The sequence below is a fragment of the Planctobacterium sp. AWM4_229 genome (assembly GCF_056160305.1).
In genome coordinates, this window is the sequence record NZ_JBSWWX010000003.1 from 33,164 (window position 1) to 54,846 (window position 21,683).

The 21,683-nt window shown below is 45.0% G+C and carries 19 protein-coding genes; 9 read left to right on the forward strand and 10 right to left on the reverse strand.

The window, feature by feature from the left end:
- Positions 1–48: 48 nt before the first annotated feature.
- The 6 genes from ACXAGP_RS06415 to ACXAGP_RS06440 all read right to left on the reverse strand — a co-directional run bounded on the left by ACXAGP_RS06415 (position 49) and on the right by ACXAGP_RS06440 (position 4,769).
- Positions 49–855, reverse strand: coding sequence for a substrate-binding periplasmic protein (locus ACXAGP_RS06415; protein WP_475260288.1), 807 nt, complete (start codon positions 853–855; stop codon positions 49–51).
- Between the two features lie 172 nt (positions 856–1,027).
- Positions 1,028–1,462, reverse strand: coding sequence for a GNAT family N-acetyltransferase (locus ACXAGP_RS06420; protein WP_475260289.1), 435 nt, complete (start codon positions 1,460–1,462; stop codon positions 1,028–1,030).
- A 15-nt stretch (positions 1,463–1,477) separates the two neighbouring features.
- The gene (locus ACXAGP_RS06425) at positions 1,478–1,756 is read right to left on the reverse strand and encodes an eCIS core domain-containing protein (RefSeq protein ID WP_475260291.1); all 279 of its coding nucleotides are present in this window, start codon (positions 1,754–1,756) and stop codon (positions 1,478–1,480) included.
- A 50-nt stretch (positions 1,757–1,806) separates the two neighbouring features.
- Complete coding sequence (locus ACXAGP_RS06430) at positions 1,807–2,613, reverse strand: FRG domain-containing protein (protein WP_475260293.1); 807 nt, start codon at positions 2,611–2,613, stop codon at positions 1,807–1,809.
- A gap of 61 nt (positions 2,614–2,674) precedes the next feature.
- Positions 2,675–3,865, reverse strand: coding sequence for an amino acid aminotransferase (locus tag ACXAGP_RS06435; protein WP_475260294.1), 1,191 nt, complete (start codon positions 3,863–3,865; stop codon positions 2,675–2,677).
- A 130-nt stretch (positions 3,866–3,995) separates the two neighbouring features.
- The gene (locus ACXAGP_RS06440) at positions 3,996–4,769 is read right to left on the reverse strand and encodes an NRDE family protein (RefSeq protein ID WP_475260295.1); all 774 of its coding nucleotides are present in this window, start codon (positions 4,767–4,769) and stop codon (positions 3,996–3,998) included.
- 34 nt (positions 4,770–4,803) lie between these two features.
- Here ACXAGP_RS06440 and ACXAGP_RS06445 point away from each other — a divergent pair, with 34 nt between their 5' ends.
- The 3 genes from ACXAGP_RS06445 to ACXAGP_RS06455 all read left to right on the forward strand — a co-directional run bounded on the left by ACXAGP_RS06445 (position 4,804) and on the right by ACXAGP_RS06455 (position 7,462).
- Positions 4,804–5,463, forward strand: coding sequence for a 1-acyl-sn-glycerol-3-phosphate acyltransferase (locus ACXAGP_RS06445; protein WP_475260296.1), 660 nt, complete (start codon positions 4,804–4,806; stop codon positions 5,461–5,463).
- 121 nt (positions 5,464–5,584) lie between these two features.
- On the forward strand, positions 5,585–6,829 hold the full coding sequence (locus tag ACXAGP_RS06450) for a cystathionine gamma-synthase family protein (RefSeq protein WP_475260297.1): 1,245 nt from the start codon (positions 5,585–5,587) through the stop codon (positions 6,827–6,829).
- A gap of 195 nt (positions 6,830–7,024) precedes the next feature.
- Positions 7,025–7,462, forward strand: coding sequence for an Lrp/AsnC family transcriptional regulator (locus ACXAGP_RS06455; protein WP_475260298.1), 438 nt, complete (start codon positions 7,025–7,027; stop codon positions 7,460–7,462).
- A 33-nt stretch (positions 7,463–7,495) separates the two neighbouring features.
- Here the strand turns inward: ACXAGP_RS06455 and ACXAGP_RS06460 are convergent, their stop codons facing one another.
- From ACXAGP_RS06460 to ACXAGP_RS06470, 3 genes are all read right to left on the reverse strand, one after another.
- Entirely contained in the window at positions 7,496–7,810 is a 315-nt protein-coding gene (locus ACXAGP_RS06460; protein WP_475260300.1) for an isoamylase early set domain-containing protein, read from the reverse strand.
- Positions 7,811–8,058: 248 nt separating this feature from the next.
- Positions 8,059–10,419, reverse strand: a complete 2,361-nt coding sequence (locus tag ACXAGP_RS06465; protein WP_475260301.1) for a carbohydrate binding family 9 domain-containing protein — start codon at positions 10,417–10,419, stop codon at positions 8,059–8,061.
- A 340-nt stretch (positions 10,420–10,759) separates the two neighbouring features.
- Positions 10,760–11,044, reverse strand: coding sequence for an RNA recognition motif domain-containing protein (locus ACXAGP_RS06470; protein ID WP_338292025.1), 285 nt, complete (start codon positions 11,042–11,044; stop codon positions 10,760–10,762).
- 439 nt (positions 11,045–11,483) lie between these two features.
- Between ACXAGP_RS06470 and ACXAGP_RS06475 the strand changes: the two genes are divergently transcribed.
- Positions 11,484–12,419, forward strand: a complete 936-nt coding sequence (locus ACXAGP_RS06475) for a GGDEF domain-containing protein (protein WP_475260303.1) — start codon at positions 11,484–11,486, stop codon at positions 12,417–12,419.
- Between the two features lie 12 nt (positions 12,420–12,431).
- Here ACXAGP_RS06475 and cysZ read toward each other — a convergent pair whose 3' ends face one another.
- Positions 12,432–13,175 (reverse strand): sulfate transporter CysZ, encoded by a 744-nt coding sequence (cysZ, locus tag ACXAGP_RS06480; protein ID WP_475260304.1) that lies wholly within the window; start codon positions 13,173–13,175, stop codon positions 12,432–12,434.
- Between the two features lie 179 nt (positions 13,176–13,354).
- Here cysZ and smc point away from each other — a divergent pair, with 179 nt between their 5' ends.
- From smc to ACXAGP_RS06505, 5 genes are all read left to right on the forward strand, one after another.
- Entirely contained in the window at positions 13,355–16,822 is a 3,468-nt protein-coding gene (gene smc / locus ACXAGP_RS06485) for a chromosome segregation protein SMC (protein ID WP_475260305.1), read from the forward strand.
- Between the two features lie 58 nt (positions 16,823–16,880).
- On the forward strand, positions 16,881–18,167 hold the full coding sequence (gene zipA / locus ACXAGP_RS06490) for a cell division protein ZipA (protein ID WP_475260306.1): 1,287 nt from the start codon (positions 16,881–16,883) through the stop codon (positions 18,165–18,167).
- Positions 18,168–18,244: 77 nt separating this feature from the next.
- A complete protein-coding gene (gene ligA / locus ACXAGP_RS06495) occupies positions 18,245–20,281 on the forward strand; it encodes an NAD-dependent DNA ligase LigA (RefSeq protein ID WP_475260307.1) in 2,037 nt (678 codons plus the stop codon).
- A 75-nt stretch (positions 20,282–20,356) separates the two neighbouring features.
- Positions 20,357–20,587, forward strand: a complete 231-nt coding sequence (locus ACXAGP_RS06500; protein WP_475260308.1) for a DUF350 domain-containing protein — start codon at positions 20,357–20,359, stop codon at positions 20,585–20,587.
- A 13-nt stretch (positions 20,588–20,600) separates the two neighbouring features.
- Positions 20,601–21,464 (forward strand): hypothetical protein, encoded by an 864-nt coding sequence (locus ACXAGP_RS06505; RefSeq protein WP_475260309.1) that lies wholly within the window; start codon positions 20,601–20,603, stop codon positions 21,462–21,464.
- Positions 21,465–21,683: the final 219 nt, after the last annotated feature.

A 21,683-nucleotide genomic window follows, 5' to 3' on the forward strand; every position in this document is an offset into this window, starting at 1 on the left:
GTGTGCTGATAGACAAGCGTAAAACGCTAAAAAGTTAGATTTTTAGCGTTAATTAGCCAGAAGAGAAGGGTTCATTAATTTACTACTGCTATTTTGCTCAGAGTGTTTTATGTAATGAGAGGTAATTTGTTCTATTTTCCCCTCGTTTTTTAAACTATCAATGGCCTTATTAATTGGCGTCAGTAAGTGGGCATGTTCTTCTCTTAGGCGAAAGTGTAGGTCTCCTTGCGAATGCTGCGCGCCAAAGGCGATGCTGATCCCAATTTGTTCTGCCCAATAACTAGCGGGCAGATCGCCCATAATGACCGCTTTTACGCGACCGATCTGCAATGCTTTAATCAGCTGATGTTCAGAATTAAAATCGATGCGTTCAAACATTGTATCATTGTTGTAAAGGTAGCCCCTGACCGTGCCTATTTGCTGGTGATGCATCTGCTCCAGTGTGCTGAATAGATGTTGATTTTCAGGCAGGGTAACCAGGAACTCGCGAATTTCTATTAAGCCTTCACTGATCACGAATCCCTCGGGTATTTTATGATCGGCAAACCAACTGGGGCTGGTAACATCAAAATCCAATTCACCTTTCTCCAACGCCATAAGGGTTCTTTTGGGAGGGAGTTCAGTGGGTACGCCGAGAATATTGGCTTCGGCCAGAACGGCACTGACTAATTCAGCCACAATACCCGGGTGTTCCGCATCCGGAATGAAATAGGGATACCAAGCACTGGAGCCGGAAATATCAAACTTTAAGGTGGCTATTGGTTTGGTCGCGCCTCGGTAATCGTCAGCGGCACATGGGAAGATTGCGACGAACAAACTTAAAACCATCCAAATTGTTAGCTTATTGCTCATCATGAAGTAGTGCTGACTCAATTGATTGATGGACGTACCGAAAGTTGTTTAAGGGAGGAATTATCAATATTCAGTCAGGGAAAACAATACTACTTTTGGTTAAAAAGAGTGCAGGCCAAAATTGGTTTGTAGTAGATGCTTGCCACATTAAGGAGAATATAGTCCTGGTTTGGCTTTATCTGTTCAGCGTGAGTTGTTTTGTGAAATGAATTTTATGCTCGGTAATTGCATTACCTTTGGTGAAACCAGTAATGTCGTAACCATTGCTCAGCAGCATGGTCAGCATAGGCTTGAATTGATTCATGGACTTCACTTCAATGGTGTCGAATTTATTTTCAAGGCACCATTTTTCTTGAGCTTGCAACAATGTTTTAGCAATGCCTCTACCGCGATACTGCGGTGTGACAGCCCCTAACCAGCTGTAAAAGGTATGTTTATCCTGAGGGTAACCCAGTTTAAAGGCTACGAGTTCATTATTCTCAATGTAGCCTAAGCAAAGGTAATTGTTGCCCACTCGCGCTTGTAATTCATCGATAGTGGAGGTTTGTCGCATTTCCGGAATACTGTTTTTCAGGTCAAGTGCAGCCTGAAGGGAGATTTCAGTCACCATAATGCTGAAAGGGTTTTACCTGCGTCCTTTATTTTGTAAATTAGCGGCACCGTTTGTGGCTTGCACTCTTCCCTGGCGTTGTTGCTGTACATGTGCCATTTCGTGAGGTAGGTGCTGTGCCTGACCGGAACTGAGGTGAATATTACTGCCCTGGGTGTAGGCTTGGGCTTGCATTCGTTGCGGTTGGGCAGAGTTTGTCTGTACTCTGACATCGGCCATATTGTGACCCGACGCTTGTTCCACGCCCCTTTTCAAATTAGCTGGGATACCAGTGTTGTTGTTTCGACCATTCATAATTACGCCTCCAATATCTGTTTCAGTGTAGCACGCAGAAAATACAAAGACTATTTTTGCAAGGTGGGGCTGTAGTGGCGCTTAAGCCACGCACTCAATCCGTCAAGACCCGGGAACAAGACCCGCTCTGTAATGTTAGATTGATCCAGTTTGTCCCTCACTTCCCATTTGATTTCTTTGGGGATGACTATGGCAACGTTATCGATAGCGTGTTTTTCCAGCAGGTCGTCTAATAACAGATGCGCGCCTGAAGCTACAGAAAAAAGTGCGTGTTGGTTTACAATGCGTGCGTCAGTGGATGGTGGTTCATAAAAAATGAAGAACTCCTCTTTACTCATTAAATCGAATTCGTCCAGGTCTTTTACCAATGATTCCAGCATTTCCAATGTGAAGACATTTCCTCCTTCGTTGTCCAGACAATCTCGCATTTTTTTGGGAAACTGTTTATAGGCATCGTGATAATTTACCTTCCAGATAATGCCATCCTGATCGGCATAATCAATATCGGCAGTGGCAAAGTGCATTGCTACCAAGGGGGAGTAGGTCCAGTCTAACATCCGGGTTGGCAAACCGTGATGTTGGGCAATCGTCAACCAGTGCCAGATGGCATTGGTCGTATCGAAATTATCATGGCCGTATTTTCTGAAGTTGCGCAACAGATGTTTTTCCAAAGGTTGGAACTCACCGCCCAAGCGCATCAGTGAGGTCTTTAAATCAAACTTTTCAGAGGGTTGGCCGCGAAACGCGTAAGGACTTCGATAACGCGAGATTTCATCATTCCATGAACCCGCAAAAAGCAGTTCGTGAAGGTGGCTCCAGGATTTAGCGATGATGGTTTGCAACTGAATATTCTCCATACACAAAGACCGCTGTTAAAAAACGCGCAAAAAAAAGCCCGGTAAACCGGGCTTAATGTTGTTAAAGAACTTTGACCAGGGCTTCTGCAAGGTCGTCTACATTGCTTTGCGATATACCGGCAATATTGACACGGCTGGAATCTACAAAATACACCGCACTATCAGCGCGCATTTTCTTTACTTGCTCTGGTGAGATGCACAGGAAGGAAAACATGCCTTTTTGAGAATTTACAAAATCAAAATCCATGCTGGCACCTTTATCTTTAAGTTTTTGCACCAGCATGGCTCTGAGTGATTTCATACGCGTGCGCATGTCGGTCACCTCAGATTGCCACAATGCTTTGAGTTGCTCATCATTAAGGATGATATCAACAATGGCAGCTCCCCATGAAGGAGGCATAGAGTAATTCGCTCTGGCCACGCTCTGAATTTGAGTTTGTAAGCTCTGACGAGTCGCCTTGCTGTTGGTCACTACACAAGCCATACCCGTTCTTTCGCGATAAAGGCCGAAATTTTTAGAACAGGATGCAGATAAAATCATCTCTGGCAAATTTTCTGACAGCAGTCTGATGCCATAAGCGTCTTCGTCGAGACCATCACCAAATCCTTGATAGGCCACATCAATAAAAGGGATGAAGCCTGTTTTTTGTGCTGCTTCTAATACGGCTTGCCATTGTGTTTGACTCAGGTCTTGTCCTGTGGGGTTATGGCAGCAACCATGTAACAGCACGATGTCGTCTTTTTTAACGGAGTTAAGGGTTTCCATCATGGCGTCAAAACGAATACCGCGACTTTCTTTGTCGAAGTAAGGGTATTTTTCAATACGCAAACCCGCAGTTTCGAAAATAGGAATGTGGTTAGCCCACGTAGGGTCACTCACCCAAACTGTGGCGTTAGGGTTGCCTCGTGCAATTAGTTCAGCAAGCAGACGCAAAGCACCCGTACCACCCGGTGTTTGCACCGCAGTGATGCGATCTTCAGTAACAGCTGGGTGACTTGCACCAAACAAAAGTGCTTTCATTCCAGTCAGAAAACCTGCTACACCTTGCGGGGCAATGTAAGTTTTGGTGGTTTCTGAGTCGAGAAGTAATCGCTGCGCCTTGGTTACCGACTCCAGAATCGGAGTATTGCCATTTTCGTCTTTGTAAACACCCACACCTAAATCAATCTTTTTAGGATTAGTGTCTTCTTTGAACGCTGCTGATAATCCCAAAATTGGGTCTGCGGGTAAGGCGGGTAATACTTCGAACATGTTTTTCCTCAGTCACTAATGGTAATCGCACCTGATTCGTGGTGCCCAATGGCCGCTATTATGAACATTTTGGCGGCGCATTACGAGTACTTGAGCGCCTTTAGTGGCTGAAAAAACGATTTTTAAAACGCTAACTTCCATAAATTGAAAACTGCTGTTTAATATCTCCAGTAATTTCCGCCTTTTCATTAAATGTACGCTCGTACCAAAAGGCTTCGCTATTGTCATCAATCCAAAAAATAGTAGAGGTTCTGGTACCATAACCTTGGGTATTAATGAAAATGGAAGACAACTGTTTTTCCCAGATTTCCGGTACACCGGTTTTAGGCAGCAGATGATCTTCTGCTTTGTCCTCATTGCGCATTAATTCGAGCAAGATCTCCGGTTCAACTTGATTCATCTGTTCACAATAGTGTTTCAGCGCCTGAACACCCTTGTTAATCTTTGGCCAGGGACTGTTTAAATTGGCATTGGACAATCCGTAAAAACCGTTATCAAGAAACTGTAATGAGTCTTCGTGGTTATTGTATACCGCTAAGTCGTGCCATTTTCCGAAGAGTAGATTGTAACCATTGAACCTGGATCGAGACTGATGCAGCTGCTGTACGTAACTTGCTCTTAATTCCGATTTGGATAGATAGTCCAGTACCAGCTGGCCTCGACTTTGGGCATTGTCTTGATTCAGGTGTGGGGCGCGTATATTGGTCAAGGCACTAACGTAGCCCTGTTTCGTTACACCCATCCAGGTGCCGCCAGCCTCTAAATCCTTGCCGCCCAGCAATTGCGGAAAATCTGGCCAGTAGCCACTTTCAAGGGTGGGGCGTTGATAAAACTCATCCCGATTAGCGGCAATGATAAGCGGAAATTTGGGATGCTGTTTTACAGCGATAAACAAAATGCACATTATTTAACTCAAAACGGGTGACAAGGTGAATTGAATGAGACAGAATTTTGCAATCAAATCATTCAATATCCAAACAGATATCGTGCGCAGTTTACAAATTCCCGCTATTCCCGCAAGTCATACACCGCGGAAAAACCCAATAACCTGGTGGTTGGGGGTGCTCTTTCTGAAAGTGATGGGCTGGCGTTTCCGTGGTCAGTTGCCTGAACAAAGACAATATATTATGGCAATTGCCCCCCATACCAGTAATTGGGATTTTGTTATCAGTCTGGCGGCTTATTTTTGCTTGCGCGTAAAAATGGGCTTTATGATGAAAGCCTCTATTTTTATCTGGCCCTTTGCAGGTTTACTCAAAGGGCTAGGGGGAATCCCGGTGGATCGTTCCAAACGCCATGGGGTTGTGGAACAAATGGTGGCGCGTTTTAAATCTCAACCGGATCTCATAGTTGCCCTGGCGCCAGAGGGGACTCGTCGTCGTGTAGACAAATGGAAAACGGGATTTCTGCAAATGGCCCATCAGGCACAAATCCCGGTATTTCTTGTGGGATTAGACTACAAGGCCAAAGAGTTGGTATTCGGCCCTGCAATTGATATTTCTGAAGATATTGAGGAAGGGTTACAGCGAGCCCAAGCTTTTTTCGCGCAAATGCGTCCTAAATTCCCACAGCTAAGCAGTGTTTCTGGCGAACGTTAGATTCTGATCTAACTAATATCAACCTGAAAAAGCATTGCCGCGCTTTTTGTGATAGTTTCGCAGTAATTGCTAGACGAGCACTGCTGTGCTCGGTGTTTTTCCACTATTCAGTATTTTAAACATGTCAGATATTCTAAATAACAAAGGATTCAATACGCGATTAGTGCATGCCGATCGTTTAATTAATCATCCCCAAGACGGTGCTGTACATCAGGCCACCAATAATTCCGTGCTGTTCGATTATCCCGATATTCAGGATCTGGTGGATATCTTTCAGGGGAAAGTTGCGGGTCATGCCTATTCCAGGCAATCTTCTGCTTCAATCGATGCACTGCAAAATATGCTTACAAGTATTGAAGGTGGCGTAGGTTCACTGACCTTTGCTTCTGGTATGGCGGCAATTACCACTACCTTTTTAGCCTTGTTACAGCAAGGTGATCACCTGATCATGAGTCAGTTTGTTTTTGGCAATACCAACAGCTTTATTGGTACTTTGCGCCGCTATGGTATCGAAGTCAGTGTTGTTGATGTGACAGACGTGAACAATGTTGCCGAAGCTATCAAGGAAAACACCAGAGCCGTGTATCTGGAAACCATTGCCAACCCTGTTACTCAGGTGGCTGATTTGTTGCCTATTGGCGAATTATGTGAACAGCACAAGCTGGTGTATATGGTAGATAATACCATGACGCCTGCATATATTTTCGATGCTAAAGCGGTGAAAGCTTCACTCCTGGTGGGCTCTTTAACCAAGTATTACGCTGGCCATGGCCAGGTGTTAGGCGGCATTGTGGTGGATACCGGACTGTATGACTGGCAAGCTTATCCGGGCATTCAAGAGGGGTTCCGCGGCCTACCTGTGGCACAGCAAGGTTTAATGCAAATAAAGAAAAAGGGCTTGCGGGATATGGGAGGTTGTTTGACCTCTGACTCGGCCCATGCAATTTCCGTTGGTATGGAAACGCTGGCATTGCGAATGGACCGAAGCTGTGACAATGCACTGCAGTTAGCTCAATATTTAGAGCGGCATCCCAAAATTGCGGCGGTATATTATCCCGGTTTAAAAGCGCATCCACAGCACGATAAAGCCAGTCATTATTTCAGTCAGTACGGCGGTATCCTGAGTTTCGATCTGCATGAATCGGTAGATTGTTTTGCCTTCATGAACAAGTTGCAACTGGTGCTAAATGCGACACATTTAGGCGATACCCGAACTTTAGCCATTCCGGTTGCCCATACCATCTATTACGAAATGGGGGCAGAAGTCAGAGCGGATATGGGAATTAGTGACAATATGATCCGCATGTCCATCGGAATTGAAGACATTCAGGATCTTCTGGCTGACTTTGAGCAGGCGTTGGCCTGACAGTAAAATTCAACACTGGTGAGCTATTGCTCGCCAGTGTCATTGTTATCTCGAATGACTTAATGCCGTGTCTTGCAACAATCACAAATCACCACTTTTAACTCTGCGCTAAGCACTTCGCCAAAACTCTGTTTAAAACTGCTGATTAAATGGCATTATACAAGTCCAGTTTAAGCATTTAGCAGAAAAGTTACTATGTCAGAATATCGACAAAATCTCGACCAATTAGATCAAACCTTAATTGCTCAGCTTCGTGTGGATGGCAGAGCTTCGGTGGCAAAGTTATCAGATATTCTTGGCGTGTCTCGTGGCACCGTGCAAAATCGCTTGGATAAGTTGATAGATTCTGGGGCCATATTGGGGTTCACTATTCGGGTAAACAGCGATGTGGATCAAGATTTGGTCAAAGCAGTAATGATGGTGTCTGTATCCGGACGTTCCACCAGTCCTGTTGTGCAACGACTCAGAGGCATCCCCAATGTGTTAAAAATACATACTACCAATGGCGCTTGGGATTTAGTGCTGGACATACAAGCCAGTTCACTTGCGGAGTTTGACTCAGTACTACACAAAGTAAGAGATATTTCTGGCGTGCTAAATAGCGAAACCAGTATTTTGCTCAATAGCCTGTAGTGGGGTGACGACGCACCCCGTAAAAAAGCTGTTTTAAGCGACGGTAGAAACTATCGAGTCATCATCATAAGAAGACTCAGAAGGAATATACTTGTCGGCTGACCAGTCGTTTTCCCATGTCTCACCGTCTAGCAGGTAACGAAAACGAAATTCTTTGCCCGCTTCCAGGTCCACAGTTTGAGTGAAACCACCGTTTTTCAGCTTCTTCATGGGGGCGGCTTTGGCATCCCAGCTATTGAATTCGCCCATTAGTTGCACCGAATCGGCGCTTTTTGCTTCTTCTTGGGTCAATTTAAAGGTGACTTTGCAAACAGGTTTAGATTTTAAAAATTTTTTTGTCAGTGCCATGATGTGTGTCCTACGTTAAAGTTGTAATTAAATTACATTAATAGCTTGTTTATACCGCAATAACGCACAAAAATCACTATTTTGTGTAATTTGGTAACTAAATTTGTGGTAAAGCAACAGTATACTGAGCAAATTTTGCAATTGTATTGCCAACTATCTGTTTAGCTATACTAAAATGCAGGGGTCAGACCTCGGAGAAGTTGTGAAGGGCAGAGTGCTATCTGCTCTGCCATGAGATTGGAACGGGATCACATAAGCCAGGCATAGCTAAATTTTAAGAACAAACTGCGATTATCCCTTTCCAGGCTATCAATGCGATCATCTTGGAAAGCGCGATCGGCGTATCCGGCAAAAAATACCGTTTGCGGATTTATTTTGTAGCTGTAGATGAGCTGTGTTGCTATATCTGTATAGCGTTCATCCGGATAATTGTCTGGATTTCTTGCCGGTTGATTATCCAGATTGTGCTCGATCTTGGTATAGATCAGACTGAGTTTGATGGAGTTGCGTACATCAAGATTGTATTTCAGTCTTAAATCGGCTTGATGAGCAGTGAATACCTCAGCCCCGTCCGCCTCGAGCTTTTCGTACAGGTAATTGAGCTCTGCGCGCAAGTGGGCGTTGATGCTGTATTCAAAACCGGGGATCCAGGTAAATCGGTCGGCCAATCGGTTATTGGCGAAATCGATTTGCTTTCCAACCACAAATTCGTTTTCAAGAAACACCCCCGATGCCGGTTGAATATTGCCGTAGAGAAAACAGAAATTGCGATCAAATAGTGTGGTATTACCGTCTATCTCCAATTTAGACGCGTCCAGTCGAATGCCGACATGCTCATTTAAAACGCAACCTATTTCGGCAAAAGATTGCATAGGCCCTGAGAAGTTAAAAATAGCTTCAACTTCTCGTTCAATCAGTTCACCTGCATCATTGTGAGTAATATCCCAATCCCCCCGCAGTTCTGAACGGGTCCACCAGTCATCCTCTTCGCCATACCAGAGTAGGCCACCACCCACGACTGCCTTGTTGTAGTCAGTACGACTCTCAAAGCCTAAATCTGCGCGGTGATCCTTACCGATATCACGGTAGTTAGCATACATAAACCAGTCCCTCTCTTCATGGTTGTAGCCAACATAAAAAGCGCTATCATTTAAACCGTTTGTGTCTTGGGTGCGCAGCACCTGCTCGTTGGTAATGCAGTTGCCAAAGCTGCAGCTGATATTTTCACTGCGACAATCATCTTCATCACAAAAGTCATTGCTGAGCCATTCAGGATATTGAGTATCACTGAGCACAAACTGTGCTTTGAGAGTATCTTGAGGTGTAATGCGATAGGTAGTATCTATTGAACCTGTGTAGTTATGGTAGTTATCGGATGTTCTGAAGGTGCCCAGAATACCGATTGATAAATCAGCGTTGGCATCATAGCGGTATCTTACTGCAGCATTGTTACTGTCTTGATCTAACTCTGCCACTGATGAGCGTAGGTTTCCCGGAACCAGAAATGTGGTGTTGTTGTCATCGGCTGCAAACAGGCCAAAAGTATGTTTGCCGGACTTGCCCGTAAGCTTTGCACCTATGTCAGGGGCACCAATATTTCGGGTATAGACTAAATCAAACAAACTATTAAACATATCCTGGTTTTCCAGGAAAAAGGGCCTTTTTTCCGGGAAAAACAGGGTGAAATTATTGTTTACACCCAATTGGGCGGAATCGGCTTCCACTTGGGAAAAATCCGGGTTAATGGTGGCGTTTAAGAAAACATCTGAGCTTATACCCCATTTAATATCTAAACCCGGCTCTATATTTGACTCGCCACTCCAGTCATCAAAAGTGTAATCAACGCCGTTTAGACCGGTGTTTTCCTGTAGCTCTCGGTTCTGACCGTAGCCCAAAACCAAGGTGGGCACTATGGCGAAGGATTTTCCCTGCTGCATACCTTCAAAACCGCTCATCTCTACCATTTGACAGGCCCAGCAGTCATTATTGCGATCTATGTGAAGATTGGATATGCGCTGTCTTTCGTTACGTGGGTAAAAGCGCAGGAATTCAACCGCCCAGGTTTGCTTTCCCTCGGAGGGGTTAAAGTTAAAGTTGCGTAAAGGGATTGCCATTTCCACGGTATAACCCTGTTCATGAATACGTCCCTGAGAATCCCATATACCATCCCAGGCATCACTTTCACTGTTGCGAATGACGTTTTCAATGCTATCCAGCTGCACCCCCAGTGGGTTGACAAAGAACTGAAAAACCAGGCGATGGTCGTTATATGGATCGAGTTTTATACCGACTAAATCGTCCCGCCAAACTCTGTCCCTGTCGTTGTAAAATGCCCGGATATCCTCAGGGGCAGGATCAAAAGCTTCAAAGGCCACAAAAAGGGTATCACCATTTTCAAAATAGCGAACCGTAGTCTTAACATCCGGAGTTATGTTCTCTTGTGGCCAGGTGATGTTATTAAGCTCAATAGTAGCCGCGTGTTTCCAGGCGGGTTCATCTAGTTGCCCATCAATCTCAATAGCGTCGCTGATTTTAGGTACATCCGGTGGGTTAGCTATGGCAGCTTGAGAGAAAAAAAATAACAACAAAGTCCAGAAAAGTCGTTGCATTAGCATCCTTAAAACCGATTAAAACTTGCGATGTTCCGCATTAACTATAGGCGATAAATTTAGAATGGCTGAGATTAGCGGATGAATACGTGGTGTAAACTCGTTTTTGCCATTGTTCTGATGGTATGTGATTTTAAATCGTAAGAATATGTAAATGTATCGTCAATGTGCAGGCGAGGTTAGTTATTTAGTTACGTAATTGTGGCTTGCATTTATGGTTAGGGGTTGAAAGATGATTGTGGTGCGACGCAATTTTACTAACGTCATAGAAAACAAATAAGAGCACAATAAACAAAAAACGCCCCTTTTGGAGCGCCTTTGAAAAACCCGAAGAAAACGCTTAGTAACGTTTTCTTTGACCACCACCATTGTGGGTGCGTGGCTTCGGTGGACGAGCTTCATTCACAACAACAGCTCGACCGCCAACTTCTTTGCCATTCAGGCCTTCAATTGCGCTTTCGCCATCTTCTTTTGATTCAAACTCTACAAATCCAAATCCTTTTGAGCGATTGGTTTCTCTTTCCATAATAATCTTAGCAGATAAAACATTACCGAAAGGGGCAAACGCTTCTTCCAACTCGGCATCAGTCAACCGGTAGGACAAGTTACCAACGTATAATTTCATGATTTCTTCTCTTTGACTGTTGTAGTAATACGCCAGAAGGGTCCAACAATCAAAGCCACCTTATGCCGCGAGTGATGCCTCAATGCTTCACCCTATCCCGTATCGCAGTGTGCGGCAGGGACGGGTAAAATGCAATACTATTTTTGTGAAATAATTATTAACTAAAAAAGACAGCAAAGCCTTGAATTATCTGGCTCTAACTGGAAGGTAGATAAAAAAATGTGATGCCAGTAACTGAGATGAATCACTTTTTTTGCAGGGTAAAGATACTCACCCTGTTGTCTTCGTCGATTGCTCAAAAAATGTGCCAGTTTTTTATCTTTTAGCTGAATCTGAATCAAATGTTTCTCCGTGGTGCAACATTTACGTCACACTTTTCTATTAATTTCAGCTGCTCAATCCACAAGGCATTAACAAATAGACAGCTCAAGAAAGTGATATGCACGACATCAAACCATTTGGATTAATACGTATGACTTCACTCGTGGTGCTCCTGGTGGTACTGAGTGTTTGGCTGGTGCTGCTGGTTCACCTGAATGCGAACAGCACGGTTAACAATATTGATTATAACGATGTGGTAAGTGAAATTTTTTCCATTGCCTTTATCTTACTCTTATTGGGGATAAATATGCGCCTGGAGTCAGATAAGGCTGAGTCAAAGCTTATGTTTGTCGGCTTTTGTTGCATGTTAGTGGGTGATGGCCACGACTTGTTAGATGAATTTGTGAATATTCATCCTGATTGGCTGGCATTAGTTTTTGAAAACATCGCTACCAACCTTGGCATCGTTATTGTGGCCATAGCGGTATTTCTTTGGTCCGGGCGCTACAAAGAACAGTTGAGTTTGCTCAAAAGGCAAAAAGAAATACTGACTGATGCCAGTAATACCGATCCTCTGACCAAATTGTATAACCGACGATTTTTAACCAATGAATTTATTCAAAAAATGCTGACCGGCAATGATGATAAAACTCGAACTCTACTAATGTTGGATTTGGACCGATTTAAAGGGGTAAACGACAATTATGGCCATGCGACTGGGGACCGGCTTATTGTATTGATTGCGGAGGTCATTAAACGCGAGATACGCGAGCAAGATTATGCTTTTCGCTATGGCGGTGAGGAATTTCTCGTGGTGTTAAATTGCAATCGCGAAATTGCTTTTAAAGTTGCAGAGCGTATTCGCGTCGATTTTAAAAAGGCGAGTTTTCAAATAAACGGAGAAGAACTGAAAAAGTCTGCCAGTATCGGATTATTTGAGCTTCCCTCAGGAATGGGCTTTGAACAAGGACTTGAAATTACCGATAAAGCCCTATACCGCGCCAAGCAAAACGGCCGAAATTGCATCGTAGAAGGGACCACCTCTGTAGGCTAGCCCCGCCATGTCTTAATGTTCTTTATAGTTGTCTCGATATTTGTCTACCCACATCGCTGTTGCTCCGCAGATAGCGACGGGCATTACCACAAAATTAACGATGGGTATCATGGAGAAAAACGTCACAGTGATACCGAACATAAAAGCATTGGGTTTGTCTTTTGCCAATTGCAAGCGCATCTTTTTAAAGGGCACTTTGTGGTTATCAAATGGATAATCGCAATACTGCACTGCCATCATCCATGCCGTAAACAGGAACCAAATTATCTGACCAATCAGCGGCAACAAAAAAAACATCAGCAAAAACAAAATAGCTCTGGGCAGGTAATAACCTAGCTTTACTACTTCGCGAGCCAGGGTTCTGGGAATGTCTTTTATTAAGTCGGTAAAGCCATCGTCTGAAATTGGCTGTCCGGTTAGCATCAGCTCAATACGTTCCGACAATAAACCGTTGAAAGGCGCGGCAATCCAGTTAGCTAATGTGCCAAAAATAAAGGCAGAAAACAGTAGAATAATTAACACCGCTAGCGGCCAGATGATGTAGGCCAAGCCTTCTTTTAGCCAGTCCAGCCAAGACGGAACCCAGTCAGTCACTTCTTGCACTAATGGGTCAATTTGTCCGAATAAATAATAAAAGGCGGCACCAAATAACAGCACATTAATAATCAGTGGGACAATGACGAACAACCTGACACCAGGTCTTGAGATTAAGTCAAAGCCCTGAAAAAAATAATCTAATCCTGATTTATTTGCCATTTTACCTACTTTATTGCTGGTGAAGGGGAATGATAACAACAGCGTGGCCGGAATAAAACCAGCCGCTATTAGGGAATTGTTACAGATATTGAGAAGTGGTAGATTACTCTGATAGCGCTTAAAACAACAAAAACAATATAACGTGCCGACCTTTTTTAGCCACATGGGCCAATACCACAATGCGACTTAAGAAAATTCGACTCGCCGGATTTAAGTCCTTTGTTGACCCAACCAATATTCCGTTTCCCGACGATATGACCGCTATCGTCGGGCCCAATGGCTGTGGCAAATCCAATGTTATTGACGCTGTGCGTTGGGTGCTTGGTGAGAGTTCCGCCAAGAATCTGCGTGGTGACGCCATGACAGATGTAATTTTTAATGGTTCTTCTTCCCGAAAACCAGTATCTCAATGCAGTGTTGAACTGGTGTTTGACAATAGCAGTCAGCGCATACAAGGTGAATACGCCGCATTCAACGAAATCTCGGTGAAGCGAGTGGTAACTCGAGATGCGCAATCAAATTACTATCTGAACAGCACTCGTTGTCGTCGTCGAGATGTCACTGATTTATTTTTAGGAACCGGGCTTGGTCCACGCAGCTATGCCATCATAGAGCAGGGCATGATTTCTCGCTTGATCGAATCGAAACCGCAAGAGTTGCGGGTTTTCATCGAAGAAGCGGCTGGAGTTTCCAAATACAAGGAGCGCCGTCGGGAAACAGAAAATCGCATTCGTCATACCCGAGATAACCTCGACCGCTTGGGCGACGTGCGTACAGAGTTGGGTCAGCAACTGGATAAATTGCAACGTCAGGCATCGGCGGCCAAACGTTATACAGAGCTAAAGGCCAAAGAACGCACTTATAAAGGCCAGTTGGCAGCGATTCGCTGGTTAAAACACGGCGATAAAATCGCACAACTGGAACAGCAGGTAAACCTTCAGGAATCAGATATTGAGGCCTTTATTGCCAAACAGCGGGGCGATGAAAAGGAAATCACCGGTCTTAAAGAACAGCAGCAAGAGGTAAAGCAGCAGATTGCTGACCTACAGCATCAGTTTTATCTGGTAGGCAATGAAATAACCCGACTTGAGCAAAACAAAATTTTTCGTATTCAGCGGGAGAGCCAGTTAAACGAAGAAATTGGCGCCGGGGAATCACTGGCTGAAGAATTTTCACTGCGCCTGGAAGAGTTGCAAGAACAATCTGTGCTGGTGGAAGAGCAACTAGAGCTATTAGAGCCCGAAGCGGAAATCATGAGTGAAGCATTGTTAGACGCTGAGGAAAACCTCAACCGTTTACAAGAGCAATGGCTGGATAAGCAAAAAGAGTGGCGCAGCACTGATCAGCAATTTACCCACTTAAAACAACAAGCACAAAATCGGCACAGCAAAATCCAGGGGTTGTTGCAGATTCAATTGCGCACTGAGCAGCGTATCAATGAACTTCGACAGGAGTTAAACGAAGGCATTTCTCCTGATGTGGAAAATGAATTGCAAGAAGCACAACTGAGAAGCGAACAGCTGCAGCAGGCACAAGATGAAACTCAGGATAGCTATTCATCCCTTTGTTCAGAGCGACTCGCTCTGCAAGAGGAACACAAAAGCCTGAGTGAAGAGAGGGAGCTGCAATATAAACAGCTGCACAAATTGGAATCGCAACTAGAGAATCTCAAGCACAGGCTAGAAAAACAATTCAAAGCAGAAGGGGATGAGCAGGAATGGTTGTCACAACAGGACAGCAGCACCCCGTTTTGGGACTACATCCAGGTTGAGACCGAATGGCAATATGCCGTCGAGACCGCCATGCAACTCTTCTCTGATGCCTGGTTGATGGAAAATATTGGGCCGAATACGCTACCTGATGGTTTGAAAGTTTTTAGTCGGGAGCAGATGTCCAAAGAAAAATTACCGGGCACTTTAGCTGAACAATGTTTGAGTGAAAAAGTGCCTCAATGGCTAAACACTGTGTTAGTGGCCCAAGATGAAGCAGATGCAAAATCTAAGTTGCAAGGAGTGCAGCCAGGACAGACTGTGATCACTGCCACTGGCCATTGGTATGGTAGCGACTGGTGTATCGCAGGTTTGAATCGTCGTCATCAAAGTCCACTGGAGCAAAAAGCGCAGATCAATGAGTTGCAACATCAAATTGAACAGCACAATGTACTGGTTAATAACCTCGATGAGCAATATCAGCAGCAGCGCAGCCAGCTAGAAGATAAAAGCGCTCGCATTCGCGAAACCGAAATGGCATTGCAGTCCAATAAACTAGAGCTGCAGCATCTAATGCAGCAAATCAAGCTATTGCAAAATCAGCAATTACAACAGCAACAAAAACAAAGTCGTTTACATCAGGAGCTGGCACAGCAAGAAGAGCAGCTGGAAGAAGAAAAATTGCAACTGGAAGAGCTGGCTTTGGAAGTCGAGGAGCTGGAGGAGCAAATTGAGCAATTGGAAGCCGGGCACGGCGATATCGAAGTACAGCGCTCTCGCTTTGAAGAACAGTTAGAAACAGCCCGGATGGGGGTAGAAAACACCCGTACCAAACAGCACAGTATCGCTCTGAAACTGCAGGATTTACGTTTTCAGGCTGACGCCAATCGCAATAAGTTGCATACAGGGCAAGTGGAGTCCACGCGTAACCAGGAAAAACTGACAAGGCTTAATAAAGAACTAGAAGAGTTAATGGCACCAGGAGAAGGCCAGCAAGACAAGCTGGATGTGTTATTGCAAGAAAAGCAATCCCTGGCGGATTCGCAAACGCAATACAATCAGCAATTACAGCATATTGAGGAGCAATTGGCTGACGCCGAGAAAGGCCAGGTAGGCGTGCAACAGCAAGTGGAAAAAATGCGCGCAGAAGTGCAATCATTGCAGCTTGAAATAGAGCGAAACCGCACCAGAGCAAATACCTTTGTAGAGCAGTTGCAAGAGATGCAGCAGTCCTTAAAACAAATTCTGGAACAACTCCCAGATGAATACGATGAAGAGCAATGGCGTGTGGAGCTGGAAAAAACCACTGCAGCGTTGCAAAAGTTAGGGGCCGTCAATCTAGCCGCAGTGGATGAGTTTGAGGTGCAATCGGAGCGTAAGCAACATTTAGATACACAAAACGCGGATTTGGAAGCGGCTCTTGAAACCCTCGAAAACGCTATCAGGAAAATTGATAAAGAGACCCGAACTCGCTTCAAAGAAACCTTTGACAAGGTTAATGAAGACGTCAAAATGCTGTTCCCTAAAGTGTTTGGCGGTGGTGCAGCATGGTTGGAACTCACTGGCGAAGATCTGTTGGAAACCGGGGTAACCATTATGGCCAGACCTCCCGGCAAGAAAAACAGTACAATTCATCTGCTTTCTGGTGGAGAAAAAGCCCTGACCGCTTTATCATTGGTATTTGCGATTTTTCGATTAAATCCTGCACCTTTTTGCTTGCTGGATGAGGTGGATGCGCCGCTGGATGATGCTAATGTTGGCAGATTTTGTAAGCTGGTTTCCGAAATGTCGAAAACTGTACAGTTTATTTTTATAACCCATAATAAAATTGCGATGGAAATGGCTTATCACCTTACAGGTGTTACCATGGCAGAACCAGGCGTTTCCCGGATTGTTGCTGTGGACGTTGAAGAAGCTGTGGCCATCGCAAATGCATAAACCTGGTAACGTAAAAAATAATAATAAAAGCGTTGAATAACAAAGGGTGACCATTTAAATGGATGATTTCCGACTTGCGCTAATTGGTATAGGTATTTTTGCCATTGCCGGCATTCTCGCCCATGGCATGTGGACAATTAGAAAAAACAACAAGGCGAAACAAGACGCTGAAACTGAGGCTATGAGGCGAGACGAGCCTGATTTTGTGATCAGTGATGATGATCCGCTGCTGTCGGATGAACAGGAGTTTGTTGAACACCCGGCAGATGAGATAAGCGAGGCGGTGCAACCAGAACCGCTTGCGGATAGTGCCGAAGAATATGATCCGTTAGTGGGTGATCAACCACTTTATGCAGCATCGGATGTGGATACCCCCGTTGCCAAGCCATTGCGTCCAGAGCCGTCGGCCACAACACCTGTTAACGAGAGTTACGATGAATACGGCATCGGTGCAGTGCGAGTGGTGGCAGAAAAGCCAGCGACACCCGCACCAGCAAAGGTAGCGGCACCAGCCACAGAAACTAAGGCTGAAACAACGGAAGAATTACCGGAACCGCCTTCCAGTTTGCTGCGCAAAGAAGACAACGGTGAAAGTCAAAGAAAAGTATCGCTTGATGATATCCCCATGATAGATACCTCAATCGATATCGAAGAAACGCCACGTCGCGCCAGTGCATTAAAAAGTGAACATACCCGAACCGAAGTGGTGGGCGGCAACAAAATGGGACGCAGCAGCGAGTCGATAGCGGATAAAGCCAGAAAGCTGGTGGGCCGTAAATCAGATGAGCCGGTTGTTAAGTCGAAGAAGCCAAAGGCAGCGGATAAAGACAAAGATCAGATAGGTCTTGATTTAGAAACTTCGCCAGAGAGAGAGTCGCTTGATGCGACAGACAAAGGTGCCGAGGACGCGCCGCAAAGTGAAGTATTGATCCTCAACGTTAGAGTGCCCGAGGGCAAGGTGATCCATGGTGCAGCTTTATTGCCATCATTACTTACTTTGGGGTTCAAGTTCGGTGAACACAATATGTTTCATCGCCATGCTGCTAGCAATGGTAAAGGCCCCAGGTTGTTCACCTTAGCGAATATGTTCAATCCGGGCACCTTTGACATCGACAATATGGAAAACTTCAATACACGAGGTTTGTCGTTATTCATGACCTTACCCATTGAAGCCGATGCTCACCAGGTATTCAACATGATGCACAATGCTGCCCGAAAGCTGGCTGACGAGTTTGGTGCGCAGGTACTGGATGGCCGCCGTAGCGTATTAACCAAACAAAGTCTGCAACAATATGTTGAGAAAATCAGAGAATTTGAGCGTCGCCGGATGATCCGCCGCGCCTAAACTTATAAAGTTTTAAAGGCAGCGCAATGCTGCCTCTTTTCCCTATAAATTACATGATGACAAGGTAAGCCCCGAATATGTCTGGTAACGACAGTCTTTTTAATGAACTGCAAAGCCTTAAAACGCAGCTTAACGAATACAATTACCAATATTACGTGCTGGATATGCCCACCGTCCCCGACGCTGAATATGATCGTTTAATGCGTCGCTTGCAGGAAATTGAAGCACAACATCCAGACTGGTTATCGTCTGATTCGCCATCGCAAAAAGTAGGGGGCGCACCGCTAGAGGCTTTTACCCAGGTGACCCATGAGTTACCGATGCTCTCTCTGGACAATGCCTTTAATGAAGAAGAATTATTTGCCTTCGAGAAGCGCTTGAAGGACAGACTCAAGCGTGACATCAGCATTGATTACAGCTGTGAACCGAAATTGGATGGTTTAGCGGTAAGTATCTTGTATGAAGATGGCAAGTTTGTCAGAGCTGCCACCCGAGGGGACGGTCGTGTAGGAGAAGACATCACATCCAATGTGCGAACCATCAAAAATGTGCCCTTGAGTTTGCGCGGTGAAGATTTCCCAGCAAGAATGGAAGTGCGTGGTGAGGTGTTTATGTCGCTGACAGGATTTGCGGCACTGAACAAAGCCCAAAAAGACAATGATAAAAAGGTCTTTGCCAATCCGCGTAATGCCGCCGCAGGTAGCTTACGCCAGCTAGACTCTCGAATTACTGCCGCAAGACCATTGATGTTTTACGCCTACTCAGTGGGGATCGTCGAAGGCGAGCGTCAGCCATTGGCGGGTGAGCATGCAGGGCGTCTCAAGCAATTATCTCAATGGGGGCTGCCGCTGAGCCCTGAGGTGAGTGTGGCATCCGGTGCCAAAGGCTGTCTTGAGTACTATCAAGCTTTGGCGCAAAAACGAGCCACGTTGCCCTATGAGATAGATGGTGTGGTGTTTAAAGTTAACGATATCGCGCTACAACAAGAGTTGGGCTTTGTGGCGAAAGCGCCACGCTGGGCGATTGCCCACAAATTCCCCGCCCAGGAAGAAATGACCAAATTGCTAGACGTGGAATTTCAGGTGGGACGAACCGGCGCTATCACACCTGTGGCCAGGCTTGAACCTGTTTTTGTTGGCGGTGTAACCGTATCTAATGCAACGCTGCACAATCAAGATGAAATAAATCGCCTGCAGGTAAAAGTGGGGGATACAGTAATTATCCGTCGCGCTGGGGATGTGATCCCACAAATCGTCTCCGTGGTTCAGGAGCACCGCCCGCAAGACGCTAAAGAAGTGGTGTTTCCGTTAACCTGTCCGGAATGCGACTCCCATGTAGAGCGATTGGATGAGGAGGCGGTACTGCGCTGCACCGGTGGCTTGATTTGTCCGGCGCAATTAAAAGAGTCCCTCAAGCACTTTGCCTCGCGCAAAGCACTGGATGTGGATGGATTAGGCGATAAATTAGTAGAGCAACTAGTGGATATGGGGGCGGTAAATACTCCCGCTGACTTCTTCCGCCTGGAAGTGATCACATTATCCTCCATGGAGCGAATGGGCGAGAAATCTGCCAATAACATCATCAACGCCTTGGAAAAATCCAAACAAACGAGCTTACCCCGTTTTCTCTATGCTTTAGGGATCCGGGAAGTGGGGGAAGCGACCGCTGCGAATTTGGCGAATCATTTCAAAACCATTGAAGCCATTATGCAAGCAACAATGGAGCAGCTGGTGGAAGTAAATGACGTCGGTGAAGTTGTTGCATCTCATGTATTGCACTTTTTCAAAGAGGAACATAATCAAGCGGTGATCAGCGAGTTGCGGGAGCTTGGTGTTAAGTGGCCAGAGATTGAAGAAAAGTCTCAAGATGCCCAACCTCTGGTGAATAAAACCTTTGTGCTCACGGGCACATTAACCGCGATGGGCAGAAATGAAGCCAAAGCAGTGCTGCAAAACCTGGGAGCAAAGGTATCTGGCAGTGTCAGTGCCAAAACCGATTATTTAATTGCTGGTGACAAAGCCGGCTCAAAGCTCACTAAAGCGCAGGATTTAGGGGTAGCAGTGATGACAGAAGAAGACATGTTGGCATTATTTGCAAAGCATAGCGCTGAATAAGCCGCAACGTTATATGACAATGACGGAAAAAGGTTATCTTTTTCTCAGGTATTAATTTCGATAAGAGTGAATATTATGGAATGGAACTTTATCAGTGCAAGCTTAATCAATCTTGCATTAAATGTGTGTTACACCATCATTACCTTGTTTATTGCCGTTGTGGCTTTACTAATCATTGATAGTAAATTGCTTAAAAACGTCAATATTCAGGAGGAATTAAAGAACAATAACTTGTCTGTCGCTATTTTCGCTTCTTCAATTATGATTTTCGTGGCCTTAATCATAAGCTTTGGCTTTAAATCATAGTGCCGAAACAGCCATGATTAAGCCTGGAGATTCCCTGCAACTACTGGTTTTTTTAGTGGCAGCTTTCATTGCTATTATTCTGGATGCTGAAAAAAAAGAAATAGATAACCCTCTTCAAAAGAGAATGGAAGCGGCGTCTTCTCTTCTCCAGTTGGTAAAGGAACACCAAGATGGTTATGTTGTCTTTGCAGCTGATGGAGCGCAGCTAACTCAGACCGAAATGCAAATCCGGGCGTCTCGGAAAGCGAGCCACTGGGCCTATTACTGGGAAGGCGAATGGGTAAACAATGACTTTGGTCGCGGAGACTTTATTCCCGGTACTATTTCGGAAGAAGGGACTGATGGTCGTCAGTATTTCGTCAATAGCTTCCTGTTGGGGATTCATCCTTTTTCAGTGGATAACCTGGCGTTACCTCTATATGCCATCGCTCAGCGAAAAATCTATCAGCTGGATTCTCGGCAATATGGGAAGACTGAAGTTTGGCAAAACTCGGCCGAAGCATTTATCAATTTGCGCGGTGATTGTGAAGATCACGCCATTGTGCTCGCCGACTGGCTTATTTCAGAAGGTGTGGACGCAAAAGTTGTTGTCGGTCATGTGCCTCAAGGCGGGCATGCTTGGGTGGTCGCGACCATTGAAGGGCAAGATTATATTTTGGAAGCGACATCTAAACGAGTTGGCTTATCTTGGCGACACTATCCACTTGCTTCCTTAAATACAGATTATGTACCTGAGTTTATGTTCAATCGCGATACTTTTTGGGTTAACACTGATAAGCAAAATATTACTGAATACACAGGTCAACACTGGCGAAAGATGTCGACTTTTTATCGTTACCCTGAAAGCGAACTTATCCGCCCTTTTCCTTCATATTAAATTCTGTTTTTCGCGTCAATTACTTCTGACTTACTGTTATTTTTCGTATGTATCTAAATACCTAATATTACCTGCCGATACACTGGATGAGGAAGGTAGTGTTTTCTCCACTTTATATCTTTGCCCGTTGTGAGGACGAGCAACGATTCTTTAAATAATTTTCTGCGGTTTGCGCCTGCGGCTAAGTAGTAAGTTGCGCCTTCGGCGCTGTTGTATATT